This window comes from Microbacterium sp. USHLN186, from assembly GCF_037145155.1.
Taxonomy (GTDB): Bacteria; Actinomycetota; Actinomycetes; order Actinomycetales; family Microbacteriaceae; genus Microbacterium.
This window is the reverse complement of record NZ_JBBCYA010000002.1, coordinates 411,270-436,634: the sequence shown is the minus strand read 5'-3', so window position 1 is coordinate 436,634 and position 25,365 is coordinate 411,270. Positions and strand designations below refer to the sequence as shown.

The following is a 25,365-nucleotide window of genomic DNA, read 5'->3' as shown; positions in this document are numbered from 1 at the left end:
GGCACCGAAGATCACTGCGCGGCGCGCTCGAGGATCAGCTCGCGCACGCGCGCGGCGTCGGCCTGACCCTTCATGGCCTTCATCACCGCGCCGATGACCGCTCCGGCGGCCTGCACCTTGCCGTCCTTGATCTTCGCCAGCACGTCGGGCTGGGCCGCGAATGCGTCGTCGATCGCGGCGATCAGCGCGCCGTCGTCGGAGACCACCGCCAGTCCGCGCGCGTCGACGACCTGCTGCGGCGATCCCTCACCGGCGATGACGCCTTCGAGCACCTGACGGGCGAGCTTGTCGGTGAGAGTCCCGGCATCCACCAGGCCCTGCAGAGCGGCGACGTCGGCGGGCTCGATCAGCCCGCTCGCATCGCGCTCCTGAGAATTGGCGATGCGGGTGATCTCGCCCGTCCACCACTTCCGCGCCGCAGCCGGGGCCGCACCGGCCGCGATCGTGGCCTCGACCTCATCGATGAGCCCGCCGTTGCGCACATCCTGGAACTCCAGGTCAGTGAAGCCCCAGTCGGCCTTGAGACGACGACGACGTGCGACCGGCTGCTCGGGCAGCGCGGCCCGCAGCTCTTCCACGAGCTCGCGCGACGGCTGAACGGGCAGCAGGTCGGGCTCAGGGAAGTAGCGGTAGTCGTCGGCATCCGACTTCGGTCGGCCCGGCGACGTGGTGCCGGTGTCCTCGTGCCAGTGCCGCGTCTCCTGGATGATCGTCCCGCCGTCGGCGAGGATCGCGGCCTGACGCTGGATCTCGTAGCGCACGGCGCGCTCGACCGAGCGCATCGAGTTGACGTTCTTCGTCTCGGTGCGCGTGCCCAGCTTCTCCTGTCCGCGGGGCCGCAGCGACACGTTCGCGTCGCAGCGCAGGTTGCCGCGCTCGAGACGCGCCTCGGAGATCCCGAGGCCCCGCACGATGTCGCGGATCGCGGCGATGTACGCCTTGGCGTACTCCGGAGCACGGTGCTCGGCGCCGAAGATCGGCTTGGTGACGATCTCGACGAGCGGCACGCCGGCGCGGTTGTAGTCCACCAGCGAGTACTCCGCACCCTGGATGCGGCCGGTCGCCCCACCCATGTGGGTGAGCTTGCCGGCATCCTCCTCCATGTGCGCGCGCTCGACCGGGATCGTCACGAGCGTGCCGTCCTCGAGCTCCACCTCGACGGATCCCTCGAAGGCGATGGGCTCGTCGTACTGGGAGATCTGGTAGTTCTTGCCGAGGTCCGGGTAGAAGTAGTTCTTCCGAGCGAAGCGGCTGGACTCGGCGATCGAGCAGCCCAGCGCGAGCCCCAGACTGATCGACGAGCGCACGGCCGTCGCGTTGACCACCGGCAGCGAACCGGGCAGGCCGAGATCGACCGGCGCGATGAGCGTGTTCGGCTCCGCCCCATGGAACTCGTCGTTGGCGGGGTTGGGCGCATCCGAGAACATCTTCGTGCGGGTGTTGAGCTCGACGTGCACCTCGAAGCCGAGCACGGGCTCGAACATCTCAAGAGCCTTGTCGAAGTCCATGAGCTTGGCGGCGGCCATCAGCGGGTTCCTTCTTCCTTGGGTCCCTGAGCCTGTCGAAGGGCGGGCGCCTTCGACAGCAGCGGCGCGCCCCACGAGTCGATGAGCGCAGCCTCGAGAGCGGCGCCGACGCGGTACAGACGGGCGTCCTCGTGCGCGGGCGCGAGGAATTGGATGCCGACCGGCAGCCCGTCCTCCGCCGCGAGACCGGACGGGATAGAGATCCCGGGCACACCGGCGAGGTTCGCGGGGATGGTGGTGAGATCGTTCAGGTACATCTGCAGCGGATCATCGATCTTCTCGCCGATGCGGAACGCGGTGGTCGGTGCCGACGGCGTCGCGATGACGTCCACTTCGGCGAACGCCCGGTCGAAGTCGCGCTGGATGAGCGTGCGCACCTTCTGCGCGCTGCCGTAGTAGGCGTCGTAGTAGCCGGCCGAGAGCGCGTAGGTGCCGAGGATGATGCGGCGCTTGACCTCGGGCCCGAAGCCCGCCTCGCGCGTCGCGGACATGACATCCTCCACCGTCGGATTGCCGTCGGGGGTGACGCGCAGGCCGAAGCGCACGGAGTCGAACTTCGCCAGGTTGCTGGAGGCCTCGGCGGGCAGGATCAGGTAATACGCCGCCACGCCGTACTCGAAGTGCGGGGCGGAGATCTCCACGATCTCCGCGCCCTGCCCCTGCATCAGCGCGAGCGAGTCGCGGAACGACGCGGCGACGCCCGGCTGGAAGCCCGAGTCCGCGAGCTCCTTGATCACACCGACCTTGAGTCCCTTGAGGACTTCGCCGTTCGCGCCCTCGCGGGCGGCGGCGGCGAACGAGGGCCATTCATGGGCGAGGGAGGTCGAGTCCTTCGGGTCGTGTCCGCCGATGATGTCGTGCAGCAGGCCGGAGTCCAGCACGGTGCGGGTCACGGGGCCGACCTGGTCGAGGCTGGATGCCAGGGCGATCGCTCCGTACCGGCTGACACCGCCGTAGGTCGGCTTGATGCCGACGGTCCCCGTCACGTGGGCGGGCTGACGGATGGAACCGCCGGTGTCGGAGCCGAGTGCCAACGGAGCCTCGAACGCCGCGACAGCGGCGGCGGAGCCGCCTCCGGAACCGCCTGGGATGCGGTCGAGGTCCCACGGGTTGCGCGTGGGGCCGTAGGCGGAGAACTCCGTGGAGGACCCCATGGCGAACTCGTCCATGTTGGTCTTGCCCAGCGGCACGAGGCCGGCGGCTCTGGCGCGTGCGACGACCGTGGCGTCGAACGGGGACATGTAGCCCTCAAGGATCTTCGAGCCGCTCGTCGAAGGCATGTCGGTGGTCACCAGCACGTCCTTGACGGCCAGTGGCACGCCCGCGATCGGGCCGAGCTGCTCGCCCGCGGCGCGGCGGGCGTCGATCTCGGCGGCGGCGTCGAGGGCGTGGTCGCTCACGTGCAGAAAGGCGTGCACGTCGCCGTCGACGGCGGCGATGCGGTCGAGGTGCGCCCGGGTGGCCTCCACGCTCGAGATCTCGCCGGCGGTCAGCTTCTCGCCGAGCTCCGCGGCGGACAGGCGGATGATGTCGTTCACTGCTCTTCTCCGAGGATCGCGGTGACGCGGAAGCGTCCGTCGACGGCATCCGGTGCGTTCTGCAGCACCTGCTCGCGGTTCAAGGTCTGGCCCACCTCGTCCGGCCGGTACACGTTGCTCATCGCGATCGGATGGCTGGTCGCCGGCACGTCGGGCGTCGCCACCTGCGAGACCTTCGCGATGTTGTCGACGATGGCGTCGAGCTGACCGGTCAGCCGGCTCACCTCGTCGTCGGAGAGCTGGATGCGCGCGAGCACGCCGAGATGGCGCACGAGATCAGGGGTGATTTCAGACACCACGACAGTCTACGAGAGCGCCGGGGGTGCACACGTAAGCTGAAGAGGTGACGACGTTCGTGCCTCCTCGCCCCTGGACCGCAAGCTACGCCGACGGTGTTCCCGAGGACCTGGACGAGATCAGCGGCTCGCTGGTCGCCATCGTAGAAGCCTCCGCGCGCGACTTCCCGGAGGCGCCGGCCCTGCAGTTCTTCGGCCGCGAGACGACGTATCGCCGGATGCAAGATGCCATCGATCGGGCGGCGGCCGGACTGCGCGACCTGGGTGTGCGCGCGGGCGACCCCGTCGCCCTGGTGCTGCCGAACTGCCCGCAGCACATCATCGCGTTCTACGCCGTGCTGCGTCTGGGCGCCGTCGTCGTCGAGCACAACCCGCTCTACACGGCTCGCGAGCTGCGCAAGCAGTTCGAGGACCACGGCGCCAAGCACGCGATCGTGTGGAGCAAGGTCGTCGCGACGGTGCAGGACTTCCCTGTCGACCTGGCCGTCACCAGCCTGATCTCCGTGGACGTCACCAAGGCGATGCCGGCCGCCATGCAGCTCATGCTGAAGCTGCCGATCGCGAAGGCCCGCGAGTCCCGGGATGCACTGACTTCCAGGGTGCGGGGTGCGATCAGCTGGGACTCCGTGGTGGCATCCGACCCGATCCCCGCCACGCACCCCCGGCCGGCGACCGACGATCTCGCGATCATCCAGTACACGTCCGGCACGACCGGCACGCCGAAGGGCGCCGCACTGACCCATCGCAACCTGCTCGCCAACGCGGCCCAGGCGCGTGCGTGGGTGCCTTCGATCACGCGCGGAGACGGCTGCGTGGTGTACGCCGTGCTGCCGATGTTCCACGCCTACGGGCTGACGCTCTGTCTCACCTTCGCGATGTCGATGGGCGCGCGGCTGGTGCTCTTCCCGAAGTTCGATCCCGATCTCGTGCTCGACGTCGCCCGCCGGCATCCGGCCACCTTCCTTCCCCTCGTGCCGCCGATCGCCGAGCGGCTGCTCGCCGCCGCGACGGAGAAGGGCGTCTCCCTCGCCGGCACCGAGGTCGCGATCTCGGGCGCCATGGCGCTGTCGCATGACCTCGTGGTGCCCTTCGAGGAGGCGACCGGCGGCTACCTCGTCGAGGGATACGGCCTGAGCGAGTGCTCCCCCGTGCTGATGGCCAACCCGGTCAGCGACAACCGCGTGGCCGGCACGGTGGGCCTGCCACTGCCCGGCACGGAGTGCCGCGTCGTCGACCCCGAGAACCCGACGGTCGACGTGCCGGCAGGTTCCGCGGGCGAGCTGATCGTGCGCGGACCCCAAGTGTTCTCCGGCTACTACGGCAAGCCCGAGGAGACCGAGGCCGTGTTCGTCGACGGGTGGTTCCGCACCGGCGACATCGTCACGATCGACGAGCGCGGGTTCGTGCGCATCGTGGACCGGATCAAGGAGCTCATCATCACGGGCGGCTTCAACGTCGCGCCCACCGAGGTCGAGGGCGCTCTGCGCCAGCATCCGGATGTCGTCGACGCGGCCGTCGTGGGCCTTCCGAGCGACCGCTCCGGCGAGGAGGTCGTCGCCGCGATCGTCGTCGAGCCCGGCGCCGATCCGGATGTCGAGGCGATCCGTGCGTTCGCGCGCGGCATCCTCACTCCGTACAAGGTGCCGCGGCGCCTGTTCGTGGTGGACGAGCTGCCCAAGTCGCTGATCGGCAAGGTGCTGCGCCGGCAGGTGAAGGAGCGCCTGCTCGCCCTCACCTCCGGGGAGTGAACGGCCAGCAGTCTCCCATGCTCAGGCACTATCGTTGACAGGTGACTGCCGACGACATCGCCCCTGCCGCCCCCGAGACCGACGCCGCTGAAGAGAGCGTGACCGGTCCGAGCTTCGAGGATCTGGGCATCACCGGCTCGCTGCTCAAGGCGATCAAAGACCTCGGCTATGAGACCCCCTCGCCCATCCAGGCGGCGACGATCCCCACGCTCCTGCAGGGCCGTGACGTGGTCGGCATGGCGCAGACCGGCACGGGCAAGACCGCGGCGTTCGCGCTGCCCGTGCTCGAGCGACTGGAGCCGGGGCAGAAGACGCCGCAGGCGCTCGTGCTCGCGCCCACCCGCGAGCTGGCGCTGCAGGTGTGCGAGGCGTTCGAGTCGTACTCGACGAAGATGAAGGGCGTGCACGTGCTGCCCGTCTACGGCGGTCAGGGCTACGGCGTGCAGCTGTCTGCGCTGCGCCGCGGCGTCGACGTCGTCGTCGGCACGCCCGGACGCATCATGGACCATCTCGCGAAGGGCACGCTCGACCTGTCGCAGCTGCGCTACCTCGTGCTCGACGAGGCCGACGAGATGCTGAAGATGGGCTTCGCCGAGGACGTCGAGCAGATCCTCGCGCAGACTCCGGAGGAGAAGCAGGTCGCGCTGTTCTCGGCCACCATGCCCGCCAGCATCCGTCGCCTCGCGCAGCAGTACCTGCGCGATCCAGAGGAGATCACGGTCAAGTCGAAGACCGCGACCAACACCAACATCACGCAGCGCTACCTCGTCGTCTCCTACGCGCAGAAGGTCGACGCCCTGACCCGCATCCTCGAGATCGAGAACTTCGACGGGATGATCATCTTCGTCCGCACGAAGAACGAGACCGAGACCCTGGCCGAGAAGCTGCGTGCCCGCGGATACTCCGCCGCCGCCATCAACGGCGACGTGCCGCAGGTGCAGCGCGAGCGCAGCGTGAACCAGCTCAAGGACGGCAAGCTCGACATCCTGGTGGCGACCGATGTCGCCGCGCGCGGACTCGACGTCGAGCGGATCAGCCACGTCGTCAACTTCGACATCCCGACCGACACCGAGTCGTATGTGCACCGCATCGGCCGCACCGGCCGCGCCGGCCGCACGGGTGACGCGATCAGCTTCATCACGCCGCGCGAGCGCTACCTGCTCAAGCACATCGAGAAGGCCACCCGCCAGGCCCCGACCCAGATGCAGCTGCCGACCACCGAGGACGTGAACACCACCCGCCTCGCGCGCTTCGATGACGCGATCACTGCGGCGCTCGAGGAGACTCGGCGCATCGAGGCGTTCCGCGACATCATCGCGCACTACGTCCGCAACCACGACGTGCCCGAGGCCGATGTCGCCGCGGCGCTGGCCGTGGTGGCGCAGGGCGAGACCCCGCTGCTGCTCGACCCCGAGAACGATGCGCTCTCGCGGGCGGTGGAGCGTGACAACCGCCCCCCGCGCGAGCGCAACGAGCGCTCCTTCGATCGAGGAGACCGGGGCGACCGAGGCGACCGAGGACCGCGTGAGCGGCGCGGGCGGGGAGACTACGCGCCGTACCGCATCGAGGTCGGCCGGCGCCAGCGCGTGGAGCCGCGGCAGATCGTCGGTGCGCTGGCGAACGAGGGCGGTCTGGGTCGCGACGACTTCGGCGCGATCGCCATCAAGCCGGACTTCTCGATCGTCGAGCTGCCGGTGAACCTGGATCCCTCGGTACTCGACCGCCTGCGCGACACGCGCATCTCCGGGAAGCTCATCGAGATCCGCCCCGATCGCGGCGTTCCGAACCGTCGCGGTCCGCGCGACAGCGACCGCTCGCCTCGCGACGACAGTCGTGACGACCGTCCTGGCCGTGACGACCGTCGCGGCGGCTACTCCCGCGACGGCTACTCGCGCGACGAGCGCAAGCCGCGCCACCGCAACTGACCCTCCCCCTCCAAGAGGGGTCAGAAAACGTCGCATCCGCACCCCCGCATCCGACATTTCTTGACCCCCCTTCACGTGAGAGGGGTCAGAAAATGCGGAATGCGCGCCCTGCATGCGGCATGTTTTGACCCCTCTCGAGGGAGGGGTCAGGAGTCGAGGGCGGCGGGACCCTCAGTGACGAGGATGTGGAACTGGGCGGCGTCCAGGATGCGCACGCCGAGCGCCTCCGCCTTCGCCAGCTTCGAGCCCGCACCGGGACCGGCGGCGACGAAGTCGGTCTTCTTCGACACCGAGGATGCCGCCTTGCCGCCGGCCTTCATGATCGCCTCCTCTGCGCCCTCCCGGGAGTACCCCTCAAGCGAACCCGTCGCGACGATCGTGAGCCCGTCGAGCACACCGCCGTGCGCGGCCGCAGCACCGGGACCGGGATGCCCGGGCGTCGACCACTGCACACCGGCATCCGCCCACTGCTGCACGATGTCCTGATGCCAGTCCACCTCGAACCAGCTGAGCAGCGAATCCGCGATGATCCCGCCGACGCCCTCCACGGCGGCGAGCTCGTCGCGGCTGGCCGCGCGGATGGCGTCCAACGAACCGAACCACTGCGCGAGGGCGCGCGCCGCGACGGGGCCGACGTGCCGGATGTTCAACGACACGAGCAGGCGCCACAGCTCCTTGGTCTTCGCCTTCTCGAGCTCGGTGAGCAGCTTCACTGCCTGCGACGACGGCTGCGGCCCGACGAGGCCATGTTTCTTCTCGGCAGCGGTGGGATTGCGCCGGAACGGCGAGCGGGTCTTCACCACGCCATCGTCGTCCTCTTTGGGCAGACCGGTCTCGGAGTCGCGCACGATCACCTCGATGGGCACGATCTGCTCCAGGGTCAGATCGAACAGCCCCGCCTCGGTGTGCAGCGGCGGATCACTGGGCCTGCTCGGCTGGGTCAGCGCCGCTGCCGTCACCTCGCCGAGCGCTTCGACATCGAGCGCACCGCGTGAGCCGATGTGCTCGACACGACCGCGCACCTGCGCGGGGCACGAGCGCGCATTCGGGCACCGCAGGTCGATGTCGCCCTCCTTCATGGGCCGCAGCGGCGTGCCGCACTCGGGGCACTCCTCGGGCATCACGAACTCGCGCTCGGACCCGTCGCGCTTCTCGACGACAGGACCGAGCACCTCGGGGATGACATCCCCGGCCTTGCGCAGCACGACCGTGTCGCCGATCAGCACGCCCTTGGCCTTGACGACGTCCTTGTTGTGCAGCGTCGCCTGACGCACGACGGAACCGGCCACGTGCGCCGGCTGCATGACCGCGAACGGCGTGGCCCGGCCGGTGCGGCCGACGGAGACGACGATGTCGAGCAGCCGGGTCTGCACCTCCTCGGGCGGGTACTTGTAGGCGATCGCCCAGCGCGGTGCGCGACTGGTGGTGCCCAGCTCGTCGTGCAGCGCGAGCTCGTCGACCTTGACGACGATCCCGTCGAGCTCGTGCTCGATGTCGTGCCGGTGCTCACCGAAGTGCGCCACGTACTCAGCGACCTCATCGATGCTGTGGCACACCTTCGTGTGCGGGCTGGTCGGCAGACCCCACTGCGACAGCAGCTCGTAGACCTCGCTCTGCGCCGCCACGGGCGGGTTCGTCCACGCGCCCACGCCGTGCACGTACAGCGAGAGCGACTCGATGCGCAGCAGACCGGCTTCCAGCTCGAGACCGCTCTTCTTGTCGATCTGCTGGCGCAATCCGCCGCTGGCGGCGTTGCGGGGGTTCGCGAACGCGGGGAAACGGCGTGCAGCTGCGGTGCGCGCCCGCTCCTCGTCGAAGGGACGCTTCGCGCCCGGCCTCTCCTCCCAGCGCTGTCGTGACTCGTCGTACACCCGGTCGCGGAAGGCCGCCTGCGCGGCGTTCAACCGCTCGAACGCCGCCACCGGGATGAACACCTCGCCACGCACCTCGACGATCGACGGATGCCCCTCCCCCTGCAGCCTCTCGGGGATGTCGGCCAGTCGCAGCGCGTTCTCGGTGACGATCTCCCCCACCCGGCCGTCGCCGCGCGTCGCCGCGGAGGTGAGCACGCCGTGCTCGTAGCGCAGGTTGATCGCCAGACCATCGATCTTCAGCTCGGTCAGCCAGGCGACGTCGCGACCTGCCGCGGCCTCGGTCTTGATCGCCCAGTCGCGCAGCTCGTCGATCGAGAAGACGTTGTCGAGGCTGAGCATCCGCTCCGCGTGCTCGATCGTCGCCAGCCCGGTCTCCCCGGCCGCGCCCACCATCTGCGTCGGCGAGTCCTGTCCCTGCAGCTCCGGATGCAGCCGCTCGAGCTCCTCGAGCCGTCGCATCCATCCGTCGTACGTGGCATCGTCGACCAGAGAGGTGTCGCGACCGTAGTAGGCGTCCTTCGCCTCGAGGATGCGGGTGGTGAGCTCTTCGGCTTCGATGCGGGCGTCAATCAGCTTGTCGGGCACCCCGCAAGTCTACGAGCGGCCACCGACATCCCCAGGCCCTTGACGCGTCCGCGCCCGCCGCGCGCACCGCCCGCACTTTCACGGCCCCGCCCAGGTCGACGAGAGCGACTCAGGCGCCGACGGGCAGCGCAGACACGGTCGTGTCGATCGTGAACTGGCCGAGCACGCGAGTGCCGATGTACAGCACGGCGCTCTGCCCTGGCGCGACGCCGTCGAGCGGGTTCGCCGGCACCACCCGCACCCCGCGATCGCTCACGAACGCACGCGCGGGCACCGGATCCGCGTGCGCGCGGATCTGCACCTCACACGAGAAATCGGATGCCACCGGGGCGGCTCCGGCCCACGAGAACCGCTCGCCGGAGATCTCCGCGATCGCGAGTGCCTCCTTGGGTCCGACCACGACCGTGTTCGAGACCGGCCGCACCTCGAGGACGAACCGCGGCTTGCCGTCCGGCGCCGGCACTCCCAGGCGCAGACCGCGCCGCTGGCCCACGGTGAACGCGTGCGCGCCGTCGTGCGCGCCTACGACGGCACCCGCGCGGTCGACGACGTCGCCGGCGGCGGTGCCGACCTTCTCGGCGAGCCAGCCGCGCGTGTCGCCGTCCGGGATGAAGCAGATGTCATGGCTGTCGGGCTTCTGCGCGACGGTGATCCCGCGCTGTGCGGCCTCAGCGCGCACCAGCGCTTTCGACGGCGTGTCCCCGAGCGGGAAGTAGGTGTGCGCGAGCTGCTCGGCAATCAGCACGCCCAGCACGTAGGACTGATCCTTCGCGGAGTCCGATGCGCGATGCAGCTCGAGCCCGCCGGACCCGTCGACGAGGGTGGCGTAATGGCCCGTGCAGACCGCGTCGAAACCCAGTTCGATCGCGCGCTCGAGCAGCGCGGCGAACTTGATCTTCTCATTGCAGCGCAGGCACGGGTTGGGCGTGCGTCCGGCCTTGTACTCCGAGATGAAGTCGTCGATGACGTCGTCGCGGAAGCGCTCGGAGAAGTCCCACACGTAGAACGGGATGCCGAGCAGGTCGGCCACCCGCCGCGCATCCATCGCATCCTCCACCGTGCAGCAGCCACGGCTGCCGGTGCGCAGCGTGCCGCCCGCGCGCGACAGCGCGAGGTGCACTCCGACCACGTCGTGCCCGGCGTCGACGGCGCGTGCCGCCGCGACGGCGGAATCCACCCCGCCACTCATCGCCGCCAGAACTCGCATGCCCTCAGTCTACGAGCGCACGTCTGGACGGGCCCCGGCAATGGGCAGTGGAACAGGCAACGGGCAGTGGAACCAGCCGCGCAGGTGCCGGGCTTAGCGGGATGCACGCGCGACGGCATCCCCGATGACCGCGATCACCGCATCGACGTCCGCGTCGGTCGAGCGCGCACCCAGCGTGAAGCGCAGGACGCTGCGAGCCTCGCGCTCGCTGCGTCCCATCGCCATGACCACGTGCGAGGGCTCCGCGACCCCCGCCTGACAGGCCGACCCGGTCGACGCGGAGATGCCGGCCATGTCGAGCAGGAACAGCAGGCTCTCCCCCACCGCACCGGGGAAAAGCAGATGCGCGTTGCCCGGCAGTCGCAGTGCGGGATCGCCGAGCAGCACCGCCGCGGGAACGGAGTGCCGGATGCCGTCGACGAGCCGGTCGCGCAGCGCGGCGAGCCGCACGCTCTCGCTCTCGCGCTGCGCCTCCGTCTCCTCCAGCGCCGTCGCCAGGGCGACCGCCCCGGGGACGTCCTGCGTGCCGGCGCGCAGCCCGCGCTGCTGGGCCCCGCCGTGCAGCAGCGGGGCGAGCCGGGCTGTGCGGGCGACCACCAGCGCGCCGGTGCCGGCGGGTGCGCCGATCTTGTGCCCCGCCACGCTCATCGCCACCAGACCCGCTCCGGCGTCGGCGTCGCCGCGCAGCCGGCGAAACGACAGCGGAAGCTGCCCGCAGGCGGCCACCGCGTCGAGATGAAGCGGCACCTGTGCTCGCGCGGCTGCCGCGCTGAGTTCGGCGGCATCGTTGACCGTGCCGACCTCGTTGTTCGCCACCAGCGCGGTCGCCAGCGCCACCGCACCAGCGGTCCCGCCGACCCAGTCGTGCGCCGCGCCGCGCCCGTCCGCGAGAGCGGCGGCGAACGCCGTGACGTCGATTCTGCCCAGCCCATCGACCGACACCGGGCGCACCCGTGCACCTTCGGCTGTCAGTGCCGCCGCCGTGTCGAGGGTGGCGTGGTGCTCAGCGTCGGGCAGCACGAGCACCTCCGTGCCCGGGCGGCGGGCCGCCCACAGGCCACGCAGCGCGGTGTTGATCGACTCGGTGCCCCCCGAGGTGAACACCAGCTCGATCGGCTCGCAGTCCAGGACCGCCGCGGCCCTCTCCCGAGCGTCCTCCAGCATCCGTCGCACCGTCTGCCCCGCGCCGTGAGTCGAGGACGCGTTGCCCACATGCTCGGTCGCGGCCAACCACGCCTCGCGCGCGCTCGCTCGCAGCGGCGCCGAGGCCGCATGGTCGAGGTACACGCGCATGCGTCCAGTTTCGCACCCCTGTGCGCACCCTTGACGACACTCAGAGCCGGATCCGGTGAGACTCGGATTCACCAGTGCGCCCCGCGAGGACTTACGCTGTTGCTCATGCCCGCCCTGCCCACGCCGCCGCCCGGTGGCGACGCTCTCGACGACCTCGGCGTGCGCCTGCACGACGGGGTGGGAACTCTGCGCGTGTGGTCGCAGAACGCCTCGTCGATCGAGCTCGTGCTCTTCGACGAGGACGATCTGGACTGGGAGACCGCCACCCTGCCGCTGGAGCGCCGCGCCGGCGGCGTGTGGCAGGTGAGCACCGAGCTGCTGCACCCGGGCGCGCGCTATGCGCTGCGCGTCGACGGGCCGCACGGTCCCGGGCACGTGTTCAATCCCGAGGCGCTGCTGCTGGATCCGTACTCGCGCGGCTTGGCGCAGGGCGACGGGTACGAGTTGTGGCGCTCCGTCGTCATCGCCGACGGGTTCGACTGGGGCGGGGTGCAGAAGCCACGCATCCCGCTCGACGAGACCGTGATCTACGAGGGTCACATCAAGGGGCTCACCAAGCGCCATCCGGGTGTTCCCACGGCCCTGCACGGCACCTACGCCGGGCTCGCACATCCCGCCATGACCGCGCACCTGCGCTCGCTCGGCGTGACCAGCATCGAGCTGCTGCCGGTGCACGCCTTCATGCCCGAGCCGCGTCTGCTCGAGCGCGGGCTCACGAACTACTGGGGCTACAACACCCTGAACTTCTTCACCCCGCACACCGCCTACGCCACGGAAGCGGCCCGCAAGGCCGGCCCCGAGGCCGTCCTCGCGGAGTTCAAGGGCATGGTGAAGCTGCTGCACGAGGCGGGCTTCGAGGTGATCCTCGATGTGGTCTACAACCACACCAGCGAGGAGGGCATCGGCGGTCCGCGCTCGAGCCTGCGCGGAATCGACAATGCCCTGTACTACCGCCAGCAGCCCGACGGCGCCTACATCGACACCACCGGCGTCGGCAACACGGTCAACACCGCCACCGACGCCGCCGCCCGCCTCGTGCTCGACTCGCTGCGCTACTGGGCGACCGAGATGCAGATCGACGGATTCCGCTTCGATCTGGCGACATCGCTGTTCCGCAACGCCGCGCACGAGTACGACCTCGAGCATCCGCTGCTGCGCGCGATCCACGACGACCCGGCGCTGCAGGACGTGAAGATCATCGCCGAGCCGTGGGACGTCGGACTCGGCGGCTGGCAGACCGGCAACTTCCCGGCGGGCTGGAGCGAGTGGAACGACCGCTACCGCGACCGGGTGCGCAACTTCTGGCTCAGCGACATCGACTACGCGCGCCGGGCGACCGCACCCGTCGGCGTCGGCGGGTTCGCGAACCGCCTCGCGGGCTCCGCGAACACTTACGATCCGGAGCGCGGGCCTCTCGCCAGCGTGAACTTCGTCACGGCGCACGACGGCTTCACGCTGCACGACCTCGTCGCGTACGACGTCAAGCACAACGAGGCCAACGGCGAGAGCAACCGCGACGGCGCTGACGTCAACCGCTCCTTCAACCACGGCGTCGAGGGCGACACCGACATCCCGGCGATCCTCACCGCGCGCCGGAAGGCGATGCGCAACCTCATGGGCACCCTGCTGCTCTCGGCTGGGATTCCGATGATCACCGCAGGCGACGAGTTCGGCCGCACTCAGCGGGGCAACAACAACGCCTACTGCCACGACTCGCCGCTGACGTGGCTGAACTGGAACCACGAGCCCTGGCAGGAGGACCTGCTGGCGCACGTCGCGCTGCTGACCCGGCTGCGCGCGGAGAATCCCGCCCTGCGACCCGCGCGCTACGCGGTGATCGGCGAGCATGTCCCCGGCGCGTCAGAGATGGACTGGTTCGATCAGGACGGCAGGACGATGTCGGCTGAGCAGTGGAACGATCCGCGTCACCGCACCCTCCAGTACGTCGCCGCCAGCGCTCCGGAGGACGGCCGCAGCAACCGCATCCTGCTGATCGTGCACGGCACCGAGACCCCCATCGACGTGCGTCTGCCGAAGGATCTCGACGGCGCCGGCTGCTTCATCCCGCTGTGGTCCAGCGCAGAGGAGAGGCCCTCCGCCGACGAGCGCCGCCACCTGCCCGGCGAGGTGCTGCCGATCCCCGGCACCTCGATGCGCCTGTTCCGAGTGGAGTGACGCCCACCCGCTCGCACGGTACATTCAAGGTGTGGCAGCACAGCGAGCATCAGCATCTGCGGGCCTGAGAAGCCCCGCCCAGATCCCTCTGCGCCCAGCCGCCGAGACCATCACGCGAGCGGGACTGAGCGCCGGCCGCATCCCGCTGTTCGATCCTCGACCTCACGTGCCGCAGGGCTACCCGGCTAAGGCGTTCGTCGGCGAGGCCGTGCCGTTCGACGTCGTCTCGTTCCGCGAGGGCCACGACCGCATCGGCGTGCATCTGCGTCTGGCCGACCCGCAGGGCGCGGAGACGCTGCACGACATGACCCCGCTGGAGGACGGCACCGACCGCTGGCGCGCCACCGTCGCGTTGGATGCCGCCGGCACCTGGCAGTACCGGTTCGAGTCCTTCGCCGACGACTTCGCGACCTGGGCGCACGCCGCCGATGTGAAGGCCGTCGCCGGCGTCGACGTGCCGGTGATGTGCGCGCTCGGTGCGCGGCTGCTCGCAGCGGCGGTGAAGGAGAAGGACCGCCCCGCCGCCGAGCTGCGGACGCTGCGGGCGTCCGCGACCGCACTGCGCCGCGCAGAGTCCGCGGCGGATGCGCAGGCGCTGCGCGCCGTGGCCGTCGACCCGGCCCTGGCGGCGGCGTTCGCCGCTCGCCCGATCGCCTCGGTCGGCTCGGTCACCGACTGGATGCCCCTGCGCGTGGAGCGGGAGCGGGCCGGCGTCGGCGCCTGGTACGAGTTCTTCCCCCGCTCGGAGGGCGCGGTGCGCCGCAAGGACGGCTCGGTGAAGAGCGGCACCTTCCGCTCCGCGGCGAAGCGGCTGCCCGGTGTCGCCGGCATGGGGTTCGACGTGATCTACCTCGTGCCGATCCATCCCATCGGCACGACCAACCGCAAGGGACGCAACAACACCCTCACGGCGGAGCCCGGGGATCCCGGCTCGCCGTACGCGATCGGATCCGCGGAGGGCGGCCATGACGCCATCCACGCGGAACTGGGCACCGAGAAGGATCTGCGCGCCTTCGTCCGCGCTGCCGCGAAGGAGGGTCTCGAGGTCGCACTCGACCTCGCCCTGCAGGCCTCCCCCGACCATCCGTGGGTCGACACGCACCCCGAATGGTTCACCACGCTCCCGGATGGGTCGATCGCGTACGCCGAGAACCCCCCGAAGAAGTATCAGGACATCTATCCGCTGAACTTCGACAACGATCCGGCCGGGATCTATGCGGAGATGCTGCGTGTCGTGCTGCACTGGGTGGGTCTGGGCGTGAAGATCTTCCGCGTCGACAACCCGCACACCAAGCCGCTGCAGTTCTGGGAGTGGCTCATCGGCGAGGTCAACGCGCAGCACCCGGAGGTGATCTTCCTCGCCGAGGCGTTCACCCGCCCCGCCGTCATGCGTGCGCTCGCGGCCGTCGGCTTCCAGCAGAGCTACTCGTACTTCACCTGGCGCAACACCAAGGCCGAGCTCGAGGAGTTCCTCACCTCGGTGTCGCACGAGACCAGTGACTACATGCGGCCCAACCTCTTCGTCAACACGCACGACATCCTCACGGAGTACCTGCAGTTCGGCGGAAGGGCGGCGTACCGCATCCGCGCGTGCATCGCCGCGACCGCCGCCCCGGTCTGGGGCGTGTACGCCGGCTACGAGCTCATCGAGAACGTCGCACGGCCGGGTTCCGAGGAGAACATCGACAACGAGAAGTACGAGTACAAGTTCCGCGACTGGGAGGGCGCCGAGCAGAACGGCGAATCGCTCGCCCCGCTGCTGCGGCGACTGAACGAGATCCGCCGCGCACATCCCGCGCTCGGCCAGCTGCGCAACTTCGCCGCGCACTGGAGCGACGACGACGCCGTGCTGGTGTACTCCAAGCACCTCGACGCGGCGTTCACCACGACCGGTGCGGCGGACACGATCATCGTCGTCGCCAACCTCGACCCGCACTCGGTGCGCGAGACCACCGTGCATCTGGACACGCGCATCTGGGGCGTCGAGCCCGGGCACTCCTACCAGGTCGAGGACCTGCTCACCGGCGCGGAGTGGACCTGGACCGATCACAACTACGTGCGCCTCGACGCGTTCGCCGAGCCGGTGCACATCCTGAAGGTGAAGGAGCGACCATGAGCTACCTCGAAGACGTCTCGGCCTCTGCGGAATGGGCCGGTGCCGCACAGGGCACGCATCACGACCCGCACTCGATCCTCGGAGCGCATCCGCGCACGGATGCCGTCGGACGCACGGGCACCGCCGTGCGGGTGCGCCGGCCACTGGCGCGCAGCGTTCAGCTCGTCTTCGACGATGGCACCCGACTCGATCTCGAGCACGTCGCGCACGGCATCTGGGAGGGCACGCACGACGGTCCGCCCGTGCCGTATCGCATCGCGACGACCTACGAGGGCGGCGAAGAGCAGATCGCCGGCGACCCCTACCGCCATCTCAGCGCCATCGGCGAGCTCGACCTGCATCTCATCGGCGAGGGCCGCCACGAGCGGCTCTGGGACGTGCTCGGCGCGCACCCGCGCGCCCTGGACGGCGAGCAGGGCGTCGATTTCGCCGTCTGGGCGCCCAACGCCGGCGCGGTCCGCGTGGTCGGCGACTTCAACGGCTGGGACGGCCAGGGACACGCCATGCGCTCGATGGGATCGAGCGGGGTATGGGAGCTGTTCATCCCCGACGTGGCAGTCGGCAGCCGCTACAAGTACGAGATCCGCGGGGCGGACGGGCACTGGCGGCAGAAGGCCGATCCGATGGCACAGCAGGCCGAGGTGCCCCCGGCCACGGCATCCGTCGTCACGCTCAGCGCCTACCGCTGGAACGACGACGCCTGGCTCACCCGCCGGGCCGCCGGGCACGCCGTGTCGCAGCCGATGTCGGTGTACGAGGTGCACCTGGGGTCATGGCGTGGTGGGCTGAGCTACCGCGAGGCGGCCGAGCCACTGATCGCGCACGTGCAGCAGACCGGCTTCACCCACGTCGAGTTCCTTCCGCTCGCGGAGCACCCGTTCGGCGGCTCCTGGGGCTACCAGGTGACCGGCTACTACGCCGCGACCAGCCGGTACGGCACCCCGGACGATCTGAAGTACCTCATCGACCGCCTGCACCAGGCGGGCATCGGGGTCATCATGGACTGGGTGCCGGGGCACTTCCCCAAGGACGAGTTCGCTCTCGCGCGCTTCGACGGACGTGCGCTGTACGAGCACGCCGACCCGCGCCGCGGTGAGCACCAGGACTGGGGCACCCTCGTCTTCGACTACGGACGCAACGAGGTGCGCAACTTCCTCGTCGCCAACGCCCTGTTCTGGTTGGAGGAGTTCCACGTGGACGGTCTGCGCGTGGACGCGGTCGCCTCGATGCTCTACCTCGACTATTCGCGGCGAGCCGGCGAGTGGGAGCCGAACATCCACGGCGGACGGGAGAACCTCGAGGCGATCCGCTTCCTGCAGGAGGTCAATGCCACCGCCTACCGGCGCTACAAGGGCATCGTGATGATCGCCGAGGAGTCGACCGCCTTCCCCGGCGTGACCGCCCCCACCAACCACGCAGGTCTCGGCTTCGGCTTCAAGTGGAACATGGGCTGGATGAACGACTCGCTCCAGTACATGAAGCGCGATCCGCTGCACCGCTCGCATCACGAGGGCGAGATCACCTTCTCGTTCGTGTACGCGTTCGGCGAGAACTACCTGCTGCCCATCAGCCACGACGAGGTCGTGCACGGCAAGGGCAGTCTCATCTCGCGCATGCCGGGCGATCATGACCAGAAGCTCGCGAACCTGCGCGCCTATCTCGGGTTCATGTGGGGCCATCCGGGCAAGAAGCTGCTGTTCATGGGCCAGGAGTTCGGCCAGATCGGTGAGTGGTCGGTCGACCGGGAGCTGGACTGGTGGCTGCTCGATCAGCCCTCGCACAGCCAGCTGCTGGAGTTCGTGGGCGCCCTCAACACCGTGTACCGGACGCAGGCGCCGCTGTGGGAGCGCGACAGCGACGGCAGCTCGTTCAGCCGGCTCGGCGCACCCTCCTGGGATCCCAGCGTGGTCGCGTTCGAGCGCCGTGACGCGCACGGCGGCAGGCTCGTGGTGATCACCAACTTCGCCGGCGTCACCCGCACCGGCCACCGTCTCGCACTGCCCGCGGAGGGCGCGTGGCAGGAGATCCTGAACACGGATGCCGCCATGTTCGGCGGTCACGACGCCGGGAACCTCGGCATGATCACCGCCCGCCGGGAGGCGGACGACGCGCCCGCCGTCGCGACGATCACCCTGCCGGCGCTGTCGACGCTGTGGTTCCGCTACCAGCCCGAGCCGCACGTGCCCACGCCCAGTCAGTACTGAGCGCGGGCGGGTTCAGAAGAGAAGCGAGGTGAGGCGGGTGCGCGCAGCGGCCACCCGCCCATCACCCGCGCCGATCAGGTCGAACAGCTCGACCAGGCGGGTGCGGATGCGGGCGCGGTCGGGTGCATCCGCCGCGGCGAACAGGTCGAGCAGGCGCCCGAACGCGTCGTCGACGTGGCCACCCGCGATGTCCAGGTCGGCGACCTGGAACTGCACGTCGAGATCCTGCGGCGCAGCAGCAGCCGCAGCCCGCACCTGCTGCAGGTCGAGTCCCTGCACACGGTGCAGGAGCCGGACCTGACCGAGGCCCGCCTTCGCGTCCTCGTCGCGCGGGTTCTCCGCGAGTGCACGCTCGTACGCGCTGATGGCGCGCGCGTAGTCGCCCGCCTCGATGGCCTCGAACGCCTCCGCGTGCAGCGGCGGCAGCGGCGCCTCCTCGGGCTCCTCCCCCGTGGCGGCGTCTGCATCACCGACCGGCACCGAGCCGTTCACGCCGTTCTGCGCCGCCACCTCGAGCAGACGTGCGAAGACCTCGCGCACCTGCTCCTCCGGGACCGCGCCCGTGAACATCGGCACAGGCTGGCCGCCCAGCAGTGCGACCACCATGGGGATCGACTGCGCACGGAACGCCTGGGCGATCTGCGGATTGGCATCCACGTCGACCTTGGCGAGCACGACGCGACCGTTCTGCTCGCGCGTCACCTTCTCGATGATCGGGCTCAGCTGCTTGCAGGGGCCGCACCATTCCGCCCACAGGTCCACCACCACGGGCACCGAGCGCGACAGCTCGACGATGTCGCCGAATGTCTGGTCGGTGACGTCGACGACGACGTCGCCACCGCCTTCCGCCGGCGCCGGCGCCGCCGCGGGCGGCTGGGCGGGGCGGTTGCGCAGGGATGAGAGGTCGACGGCGCCGCGGAGCGCGGCAGCGGAGATTTCGGTCACGGGATCACCTTCACGCTGAGGAGGTCCTGGTGGTAGGCCAGGAGGCGGATCTGGTCGTCGGAACCCTGTGCGGGGATGGAGAAGAACAGCTGGATGCCGTACGTGGTCGTGAACCCCTTGCCGGACTCCTTCACGCCGGTGAGCGCGCTGGCCTCGGCGTTGTCGCCGATGCGGATCACCGCGTCGCCGGTGGTCGGCTTGATGGTCTCGGTGTCGGTCACGCTGACGGCCACGACGGCTCCGCTGCCCAGCGTGGCCAGCGAGAGCGGTGCGGCGTCGGTCGGCGCCATGTCGAACGTCACCTTCGAGGTTTTGTCGGCCTTCTTCTCGGCGAGGCCGGTCACGATCGCATTGCGGCTCTCGCGGATGCTGGCCGCGAGCTTCTCCGCCGTCTCGTTGAAGCGTCCGGCGAACTCGCTCTTGTCGGCTTCGTCGACGTAGCTCGAGAAGGCCTCGGCGAGCTGTGCGGGCGCGAGGGCGAGGAACGGCGACTCCTCGGGCACGCGCGTCGTGCCCAGCCAGGCAGGCGCGACGTCGGGGAACTCCGCGGATGCCGGCATGTCTGCCATCTGAGTGATGCGGTAGTTCGACCACGGATCGGCTTGCGTCATCATGAGCAGCACCGGCGGCACCGTGTCGTCCTTCTCGGACACCGTCAGCGCCAGCACGGTGCGCGGCCAGCTGTCGGTGGCTTCGGGCAGCAGGATCTTGACGCGGTCCTGGGGGGCGGTCAGGGCGCCAGTCCGATCGGCGATCTTGTCGCGAAGGGTGTACTCGGTCTTGCGTCCGTCGAGCGCCAGACCGGCGAGCCTGGTCTGAGCCAGGTCGATGTCGAGGTCGGCGTCCGCCTTCGCGAGCGTCTCACGGACCTGCGTGACGATGCGCTGGCCCTGCTTCTCGGTGACCACGGGAGGCTTCTGGCCCTCGGGAGTGACGACCGTGGGAGTGGGCGTCGGGGTCGGGGTCTCCGCACTGAAGTCGGGCCAGGACTCCGCCGAGCATCCGGTCGCGAGGATCGCGGTGAGCGCGAGCGCCGGTACGCCGAGAGCGAGGCGACGGCGAACGGCGGTGCGCTCGGTCCGGCCGTTCTCGGCGTCGCGCGGGCGCGGCGGTGCCGGATCCGCGGCGGGCGCCGGTTCATCCGAGTCGGATTCGATCGCCTCACGCGGCGGGGACGGCTCGACTGCTTCCCGCACCGGAGCGGGAGCGATGGCGATGGGCTCGGTCTCGGGCAACGGGGCCGGGCCCTTCCGCAGCGGGCCGCGGCCACGTCGCTGGTGACGGATGGCGAGGATGTAGAGCACGACGCCGGTCAGCAGCAGCAGGGCGCCGGCGGCCATCAGCGGCCCGGCGAGCGGTGTGCGCGTGTCGAGTGCCCAGCTGACGAAGATCTCCGACGGAGCGGGCGCGGCTCCGTCGCGCGCGATGAGCACGCTGTGGCCGGGGGTGAGCTGCATCTTGGTGACGAGGGTGTCCTCGTCGGTGAAGGAGTCGAGCCAGAGATCGGATCCGGCCGGGTTGCGTCCGGAGGTCTCGCCGCCCGCCGTCGGAGGCTGCTGCGCGGAGACGGTCGTGCGCTTCGGCTTGTCGTTCTTGCCGAGCGTGACGTCCGTGTACGCCGTATCCGACAGCCATGCCTTCACATCCGCGGAGCGGCCGTAGGCGACGAAGATCTCGCCTTCGCCGCGCACCAGCAGGGTCTGCAGCCCGGGCAGCGCGTTCAGCACCTCGGCATCCACCACGACGTACGGCTGCGGGTCATCGACCGACAGCTCCATCCGCTCTTCGGACGGGCCCATGAAGACGGTGCGCTGAGCGATCCCGGCTCCGATGAGAACCGTGGCCAGCACGAAGGCCACGACGGCCCATACGAAACGCACGAATCAACTCCTTACGTGACCTCGGGCATTCGCCGACGGTCTCCGCTCGACATTTCAGATTAGCGAAATCACCTGTGCATTGCCCACGAGCAGCCGCGCCGCGTCGGTGTCCACGCCGACCGCTAGGCTCTTCGCAGGTCGATCAGGAGAGCCATGAAGATCCACAGCCCGTTCCGCACCGCTCTGGTGGCGACGCTCGGCGTCGGGCTGGGCATCCTCCTGATCAGCGGCGTGCAGACGCTGTCGACGGTGATCCTGTACATCGGCACCGCGCTGTTCCTCAGCCTGGGGCTCGACCCGCTGGTCACCGCCCTTGAGAGCAGGGGGCTGCCGCGCTGGTGCGCGGTGCTGCTGACGATCCTCGCGGTGCTCGGTGTGTTCGCCGCCGTCGTGCTGATCGTGCTTCCCGTGCTGATCGATCAGATCTCCCAGCTCGTCACCAAGATCAGCCCACTGTTGCAGGACGGCACCCGCACCATACAGAACCTCAGGGACTGGATGACGGCGACGTTCCCCAACCTCGCCGTCGACGAGGTCTTCGCGTACATCAACGACTGGATGGCGCGCGACGAGTGGCAGAGCACCGTCGCCGGCTGGACGGAGTGGATCGGCCAGGGTGTGCTCGTCGTGGGCGCCACCGTGCTCGCCGGGCTCTTCGGCGCCTTCATCGTCCTGGTCCTCACCATCTACCTCACCGCCTCGACACCATCTCTCAAGCGCGCGGTGTATCAGCTGGTCCCCGCCTCCCGTCGGGACCGCTTCATCGACATCGCCGACCAGATCACCGACTCCGTCGGTCACTACGTGATGGGTCAGGTCTCACTGGGGGTGATCAACGGCATCCTCAGCGTGATCTACCTGTCGATCATCAACGCGCCGTTCACGGCGGTGCTCGCCGTCGTAGCGTTCTTCTTCTCGCTCATCCCGCTGGTGGGCACCCTGACTGGTTCGACGATCATCGTCCTCGCCTGCCTGCTGCCCGGAGTCGGTTCGCCGGGCACCGCCCTGGCGGCCGCGATCTACTACCTCATCTACATGCAGGTCGAGGCGTACTTCATCGCGCCGCGCATCATGAGCCGCGCCGTCTCGGTACCCGGCGCAGTGGTCGTGATCGCCGCCCTCTCCGGTGGTGCGCTGCTGGGTCTGCTGGGTGCGCTGATCGCGATCCCCGTCGCCGCCAGCATCCTCATCATCTACCGGCAGGTGCTCATCCCTCGCATGAACGACCGCTGACGCCTCGGGTCAGGCGATGCGCCAGCAGTGCTCGTGCCAGTGCCGGCGCGCGGCGAGATCCGCGCTCTCGCCCAGCACACCGTCGGCGCGCCACACGACGACATGCGCCGTGCCGGGCGTGACCGTGCCGCCGCATCCAGGACAGCGGTACTCCTTGACCGCCTGGGCGGCCGACAGCGGCTGCACCGTCCATTCGCGACCGCGGCGGATCTCAGTGCGCTTCCAGCCGGTGAGGAGACGGTCGAAGGACGCCTCTGCGGCGGAGTGCTCAGGACGACGGCGATGCGAACGGGGCATGCCGTCGGCTCACCACCAGTGGTTGTGCGACCAGAAGTTGTACGCGCCGGCCCAGCTGCCGTAGCGCCCGACCGCGTATCCGTTGCCCCAGCGCAGGTTGTCGACGGGGTTGTAGCCGTTGCCCGGCACCTTGCTGCAGGGCAGCGCCTGCACCAGCCCGCAAGCGCCGGACGAGGCGTTGGTGGCGTTGGGGTTCCAGCCGCTCTCGTGCGAGACGATGTAGTCGACGTACGCCCAGTCACCGCTGGCGATGCCGGCAGCGCTCATCCAGTCCTCCTTGGACCCCCCGCCGCTGTACTGCGGTCGTGAGGGGGCTGAGGGAGTGCTGCTTCCCGAGCGCGAGCCGCTCGGCGCGGAGGCGACCTGCGGCTTCGGCTTCGGCTTCGGCTTGGGCTTCGGCTTGACGTAGACGTCGAAGCCACTGCGGGCCACCGGCTCGATCGCCGCACCTTCCACGGTGACGGTGATGCTCTGCGTGTCGGCTGTGGCCAGCGAATAGGCGGTGAGCGGCGCGTCGGTCGGAGCAGGCTCCGCGACCGCACTGCCGGTCGGCGCCATCATGGCGGCGGAGATGCCGACCACCGCGAGGCTCGCCAGAACGGCACTGGCACGGCGGCGCGTGGAATGCGTCTTCTTCGAACCGGAGGCGTTCGGGCGCGTCGAGTTCGAGATCAATTCGTTATCGGGAGTCACGATGGCCCCGAGTCTACGCACATGTGCCTGGAACATCCATGAGAACTCACCGGGAACGCTCAGCGCACCGCGAGGATGACCTCGACCGTCGCGTCCAGCAGCGCGTCCACCTGCTCCTCGCGGTACCCCCCGCGCTGCATGCGGAATGCGGCGTCGCGCACCTGTTCGGCGGCGAGCGGCTCTCCGTCGCGCAGGAATGCGACGATGCGATCGGCGACGTGATCGACCTCCTCGATGCGGTAGCCGAAGTTCAGGATGCTGGTCCGCGTGAAGCGCTCCCGCGCCGGGCGGCTCAGGTGGTCGAGCACCTGCTGCGCGTCCTCCCGGGCCCGTGCCACCCATACGTCGACGCCGACCTTCTGGATCTCACGCTCCCGGGTGCGCCGCGCGAAGGCGTCCTCGACTCGCGCGAGCGCGGCATCCACGTCAGCGATCACGTAGCCCTCGCGCACGAGCGGGAACGACGCCGCGCGCACGTCGTCGGCGCCGAAGTCCGTCCGTTCCGCCTCGAACGCGGCGCGCGCGGAGTCGAGGAAGCTGTCCACTGCAGCGCGGTGGTAGCCACGCTGCCGCCCGGTGGTCACCGCGAAGGCGGGTGGGGCCTCGTCAGCGGCGCTGACGGGCGCGTCACTATCTGCGTGGGCCATCAGGATCCGATCAGAGGGGCGAAGAGGAGGTACAGCGCCAGCGCGGGAACCGTGGACGGGAGGATGCTGTCCAGCCGATCGAGCAGCCCGCCGTGCCCGGGCAGCCAGGAGCTCATGTCCTTGATGCCCAGGTCGCGCTTGAGCATCGACTCGCCCAGGTCGCCCAGTGTCGCCACGGCGAGGATCGCGCCGCCGAGCACGAGCCCGCACCACCAGGGCAGCTGCAGCAGCAGAATGGCCAGCAGCACGCCGACGGCCAGCGATCCGACCACGGCGCCGGCGAAGCCCTCCCAGGTCTTCTTGGGGCTGATCCGCGGAGCCATGGGATGCTTGCCGAACGCAAGGCCCGCGGCGTACGCGCAGGTGTCGGCAGCCACGGCCACCGCGACGAAGGTGAGCACCCACCACTCGCCGTGCTCACGGCTGAGCAGCATCAGCGCCACCGAGGTGAGGAAGGGCACGTACACCTGCACGAACGCGCCGACGAGGACGTCTCCGAGCACCGCGCCGTAAGTGCGGCCGTCCGCCGCGATCATCTGCGCCATCATGCGCCACACGATGACGAAGGCGACGGCGGCGATCAGCACCACCCAGCTCAGCCAGAGGGCTGCGAAGGGGCCGGTGAGCAGCACGGCGGTGCCCGCGACGAGCTGCGGCCAGACGTCGACGCGGCGCCCGCCGGCTCGCAGCGCGCGGGACAGCTCGTAGGTGCCCAGGAGGCCGGCCGCGACGGCGATCGGGATGAACAGCCACTTGATGAACAGCAGCGAGGCGATCAGCACCGCGCCGAAGCCGACGCCGATGAGGATCGCGACGATCAGATCGCGGCCGGTGCGCTGTTTGATGCGCGCGTTCGCCTGGTCGAACTGCTCGCGGGCCTGCGTCACGTGCGACTCGAACTCCCCACGGGCGGCGCGCCACTGCTCGCGTGCGCCTCGCTGCTCGCGGGGCGTGTCGTGCTCGTCAGATCCGCTCGCCGGCATGGGAGGGCGCGGTGGGATGCGCTGGGCGTCGAACGTCGGGAACGCCCCATCGGAGAGCGCGGTTCCGCGCACCGGGGTGTCGACGTCCTCCGCGTCGGGGGTCGCTGGGCTCTCCCCCGACTCCGACGGCGCATCGCCCCGACGAGCAGCGCGCCGGGTCAGCGGCTGCTCGTCGGGATCGTTCTCTCCTGCCATGCCGT

General features: G+C 69.8%; 18 protein-coding genes. 6 read left to right on the top strand and 12 right to left on the bottom strand.

Features of this window, described 5'->3' with window-relative positions; all coding sequences use genetic code 11:
- Positions 1-11: 11 nt before the first annotated feature.
- Genes gatB through gatC form a run of 3 tightly spaced genes read right to left on the bottom strand, consistent with a single transcriptional unit; the run spans position 12 to position 3,360 of the window.
- On the bottom strand, positions 12-1,526 hold the full coding sequence (gene gatB, locus WFG93_RS06115; RefSeq protein WP_336645433.1) for an Asp-tRNA(Asn)/Glu-tRNA(Gln) amidotransferase subunit GatB: 1,515 nt from the start codon (positions 1,524-1,526) through the stop codon (positions 12-14).
- Positions 1,526-3,064, bottom strand: a complete 1,539-nt coding sequence (gene gatA / locus WFG93_RS06110) for an Asp-tRNA(Asn)/Glu-tRNA(Gln) amidotransferase subunit GatA (RefSeq protein WP_336645432.1) — start codon at positions 3,062-3,064, stop codon at positions 1,526-1,528. The genes gatB and gatA overlap by 1 nt, the downstream gene beginning before the upstream one ends.
- A complete protein-coding gene (gene gatC, locus WFG93_RS06105; RefSeq protein WP_336645431.1) occupies positions 3,061-3,360 on the bottom strand; it encodes an Asp-tRNA(Asn)/Glu-tRNA(Gln) amidotransferase subunit GatC in 300 nt (99 codons plus the stop codon). Before gatC ends, gatA begins: the two co-directional genes overlap by 4 nt.
- A 47-nt stretch (positions 3,361-3,407) precedes the next feature.
- Here gatC and WFG93_RS06100 point away from each other — a divergent pair, with 47 nt between their 5' ends.
- Together WFG93_RS06100 and WFG93_RS06095 are read left to right on the top strand one after the other, a co-directional pair.
- Positions 3,408-5,108 (top strand): long-chain-fatty-acid--CoA ligase, encoded by a 1,701-nt coding sequence (locus tag WFG93_RS06100; RefSeq protein ID WP_336645430.1) that lies wholly within the window; start codon positions 3,408-3,410, stop codon positions 5,106-5,108.
- 56 nt (positions 5,109-5,164) lie between these two features.
- Positions 5,165-7,033 carry a DEAD/DEAH box helicase gene (locus WFG93_RS06095; protein WP_442928240.1) on the top strand — a complete coding sequence of 623 codons (1,869 nt, stop codon included), beginning with the start codon at positions 5,165-5,167 and terminating at the stop codon, positions 7,031-7,033.
- Positions 7,034-7,179: 146 nt separating this feature from the next.
- On the opposite strand, the gene ligA is transcribed toward WFG93_RS06095, so the two are convergent.
- From ligA to WFG93_RS06080, 3 genes are all read right to left on the bottom strand, one after another.
- Positions 7,180-9,366 (bottom strand): NAD-dependent DNA ligase LigA, encoded by a 2,187-nt coding sequence (gene ligA / locus WFG93_RS06090; RefSeq protein WP_442928239.1) that lies wholly within the window; start codon positions 9,364-9,366, stop codon positions 7,180-7,182.
- 235 nt (positions 9,367-9,601) lie between these two features.
- Positions 9,602-10,699: a tRNA 2-thiouridine(34) synthase MnmA gene (mnmA, locus tag WFG93_RS06085; RefSeq protein WP_336645428.1), complete on the bottom strand. Its 1,098-nt coding sequence runs from the start codon at positions 10,697-10,699 to the stop codon at positions 9,602-9,604.
- A gap of 93 nt (positions 10,700-10,792) precedes the next feature.
- A complete protein-coding gene (locus WFG93_RS06080; RefSeq protein WP_336645427.1) occupies positions 10,793-11,992 on the bottom strand; it encodes a cysteine desulfurase family protein in 1,200 nt (399 codons plus the stop codon).
- 105 nt (positions 11,993-12,097) lie between these two features.
- On the opposite strand from WFG93_RS06080, the gene glgX reads away from it, so the two are divergent.
- The 3 genes from glgX to glgB are packed head-to-tail and all read left to right on the top strand — an operon-like array spanning position 12,098 to position 18,487.
- Positions 12,098-14,167, top strand: a complete 2,070-nt coding sequence (glgX, locus tag WFG93_RS06075; protein ID WP_336645426.1) for a glycogen debranching protein GlgX — start codon at positions 12,098-12,100, stop codon at positions 14,165-14,167.
- Between the two features lie 31 nt (positions 14,168-14,198).
- Positions 14,199-16,283, top strand: a complete 2,085-nt coding sequence (locus WFG93_RS06070) for an alpha-1,4-glucan--maltose-1-phosphate maltosyltransferase (protein ID WP_336645425.1) — start codon at positions 14,199-14,201, stop codon at positions 16,281-16,283.
- Positions 16,280-18,487 carry a 1,4-alpha-glucan branching protein GlgB gene (gene glgB / locus WFG93_RS06065; protein WP_336645424.1) on the top strand — a complete coding sequence of 736 codons (2,208 nt, stop codon included), beginning with the start codon at positions 16,280-16,282 and terminating at the stop codon, positions 18,485-18,487. The genes WFG93_RS06070 and glgB overlap by 4 nt, the downstream gene beginning before the upstream one ends.
- Before the next feature lie 12 nt (positions 18,488-18,499).
- Here the strand turns inward: glgB and WFG93_RS06060 are convergent, their stop codons facing one another.
- On the bottom strand, positions 18,500-19,432 hold the full coding sequence (locus WFG93_RS06060) for a tetratricopeptide repeat protein (RefSeq protein ID WP_336645423.1): 933 nt from the start codon (positions 19,430-19,432) through the stop codon (positions 18,500-18,502).
- Positions 19,429-21,312, bottom strand: a complete 1,884-nt coding sequence (locus tag WFG93_RS06055; protein WP_336645422.1) for a glycosyl transferase — start codon at positions 21,310-21,312, stop codon at positions 19,429-19,431. Before WFG93_RS06055 ends, WFG93_RS06060 begins: the two co-directional genes overlap by 4 nt.
- 153 nt (positions 21,313-21,465) lie before the next feature.
- Here WFG93_RS06055 and WFG93_RS06050 point away from each other — a divergent pair, with 153 nt between their 5' ends.
- A complete protein-coding gene (locus WFG93_RS06050) occupies positions 21,466-22,545 on the top strand; it encodes an AI-2E family transporter (RefSeq protein WP_336645421.1) in 1,080 nt (359 codons plus the stop codon).
- Between the two features lie 9 nt (positions 22,546-22,554).
- Here the strand turns inward: WFG93_RS06050 and WFG93_RS06045 are convergent, their stop codons facing one another.
- Genes WFG93_RS06045 through WFG93_RS06030 form a run of 4 tightly spaced genes read right to left on the bottom strand, consistent with a single transcriptional unit; the run spans position 22,555 to position 25,360 of the window.
- Positions 22,555-22,842 carry a hypothetical protein gene (locus WFG93_RS06045; RefSeq protein WP_336645420.1) on the bottom strand — a complete coding sequence of 96 codons (288 nt, stop codon included), beginning with the start codon at positions 22,840-22,842 and terminating at the stop codon, positions 22,555-22,557.
- 9 nt (positions 22,843-22,851) lie between these two features.
- Entirely contained in the window at positions 22,852-23,535 is a 684-nt protein-coding gene (locus WFG93_RS06040) for a transglycosylase SLT domain-containing protein (protein ID WP_336645419.1), read from the bottom strand.
- Positions 23,536-23,594: 59 nt separating this feature from the next.
- Complete coding sequence (locus WFG93_RS06035; protein WP_336645418.1) at positions 23,595-24,182, bottom strand: DivIVA domain-containing protein; 588 nt, start codon at positions 24,180-24,182, stop codon at positions 23,595-23,597.
- Positions 24,182-25,360: a phosphatidate cytidylyltransferase gene (locus tag WFG93_RS06030; protein ID WP_336645417.1), complete on the bottom strand. Its 1,179-nt coding sequence runs from the start codon at positions 25,358-25,360 to the stop codon at positions 24,182-24,184. The genes WFG93_RS06035 and WFG93_RS06030 overlap by 1 nt, the downstream gene beginning before the upstream one ends.
- Positions 25,361-25,365 lie beyond the last annotated feature (5 nt).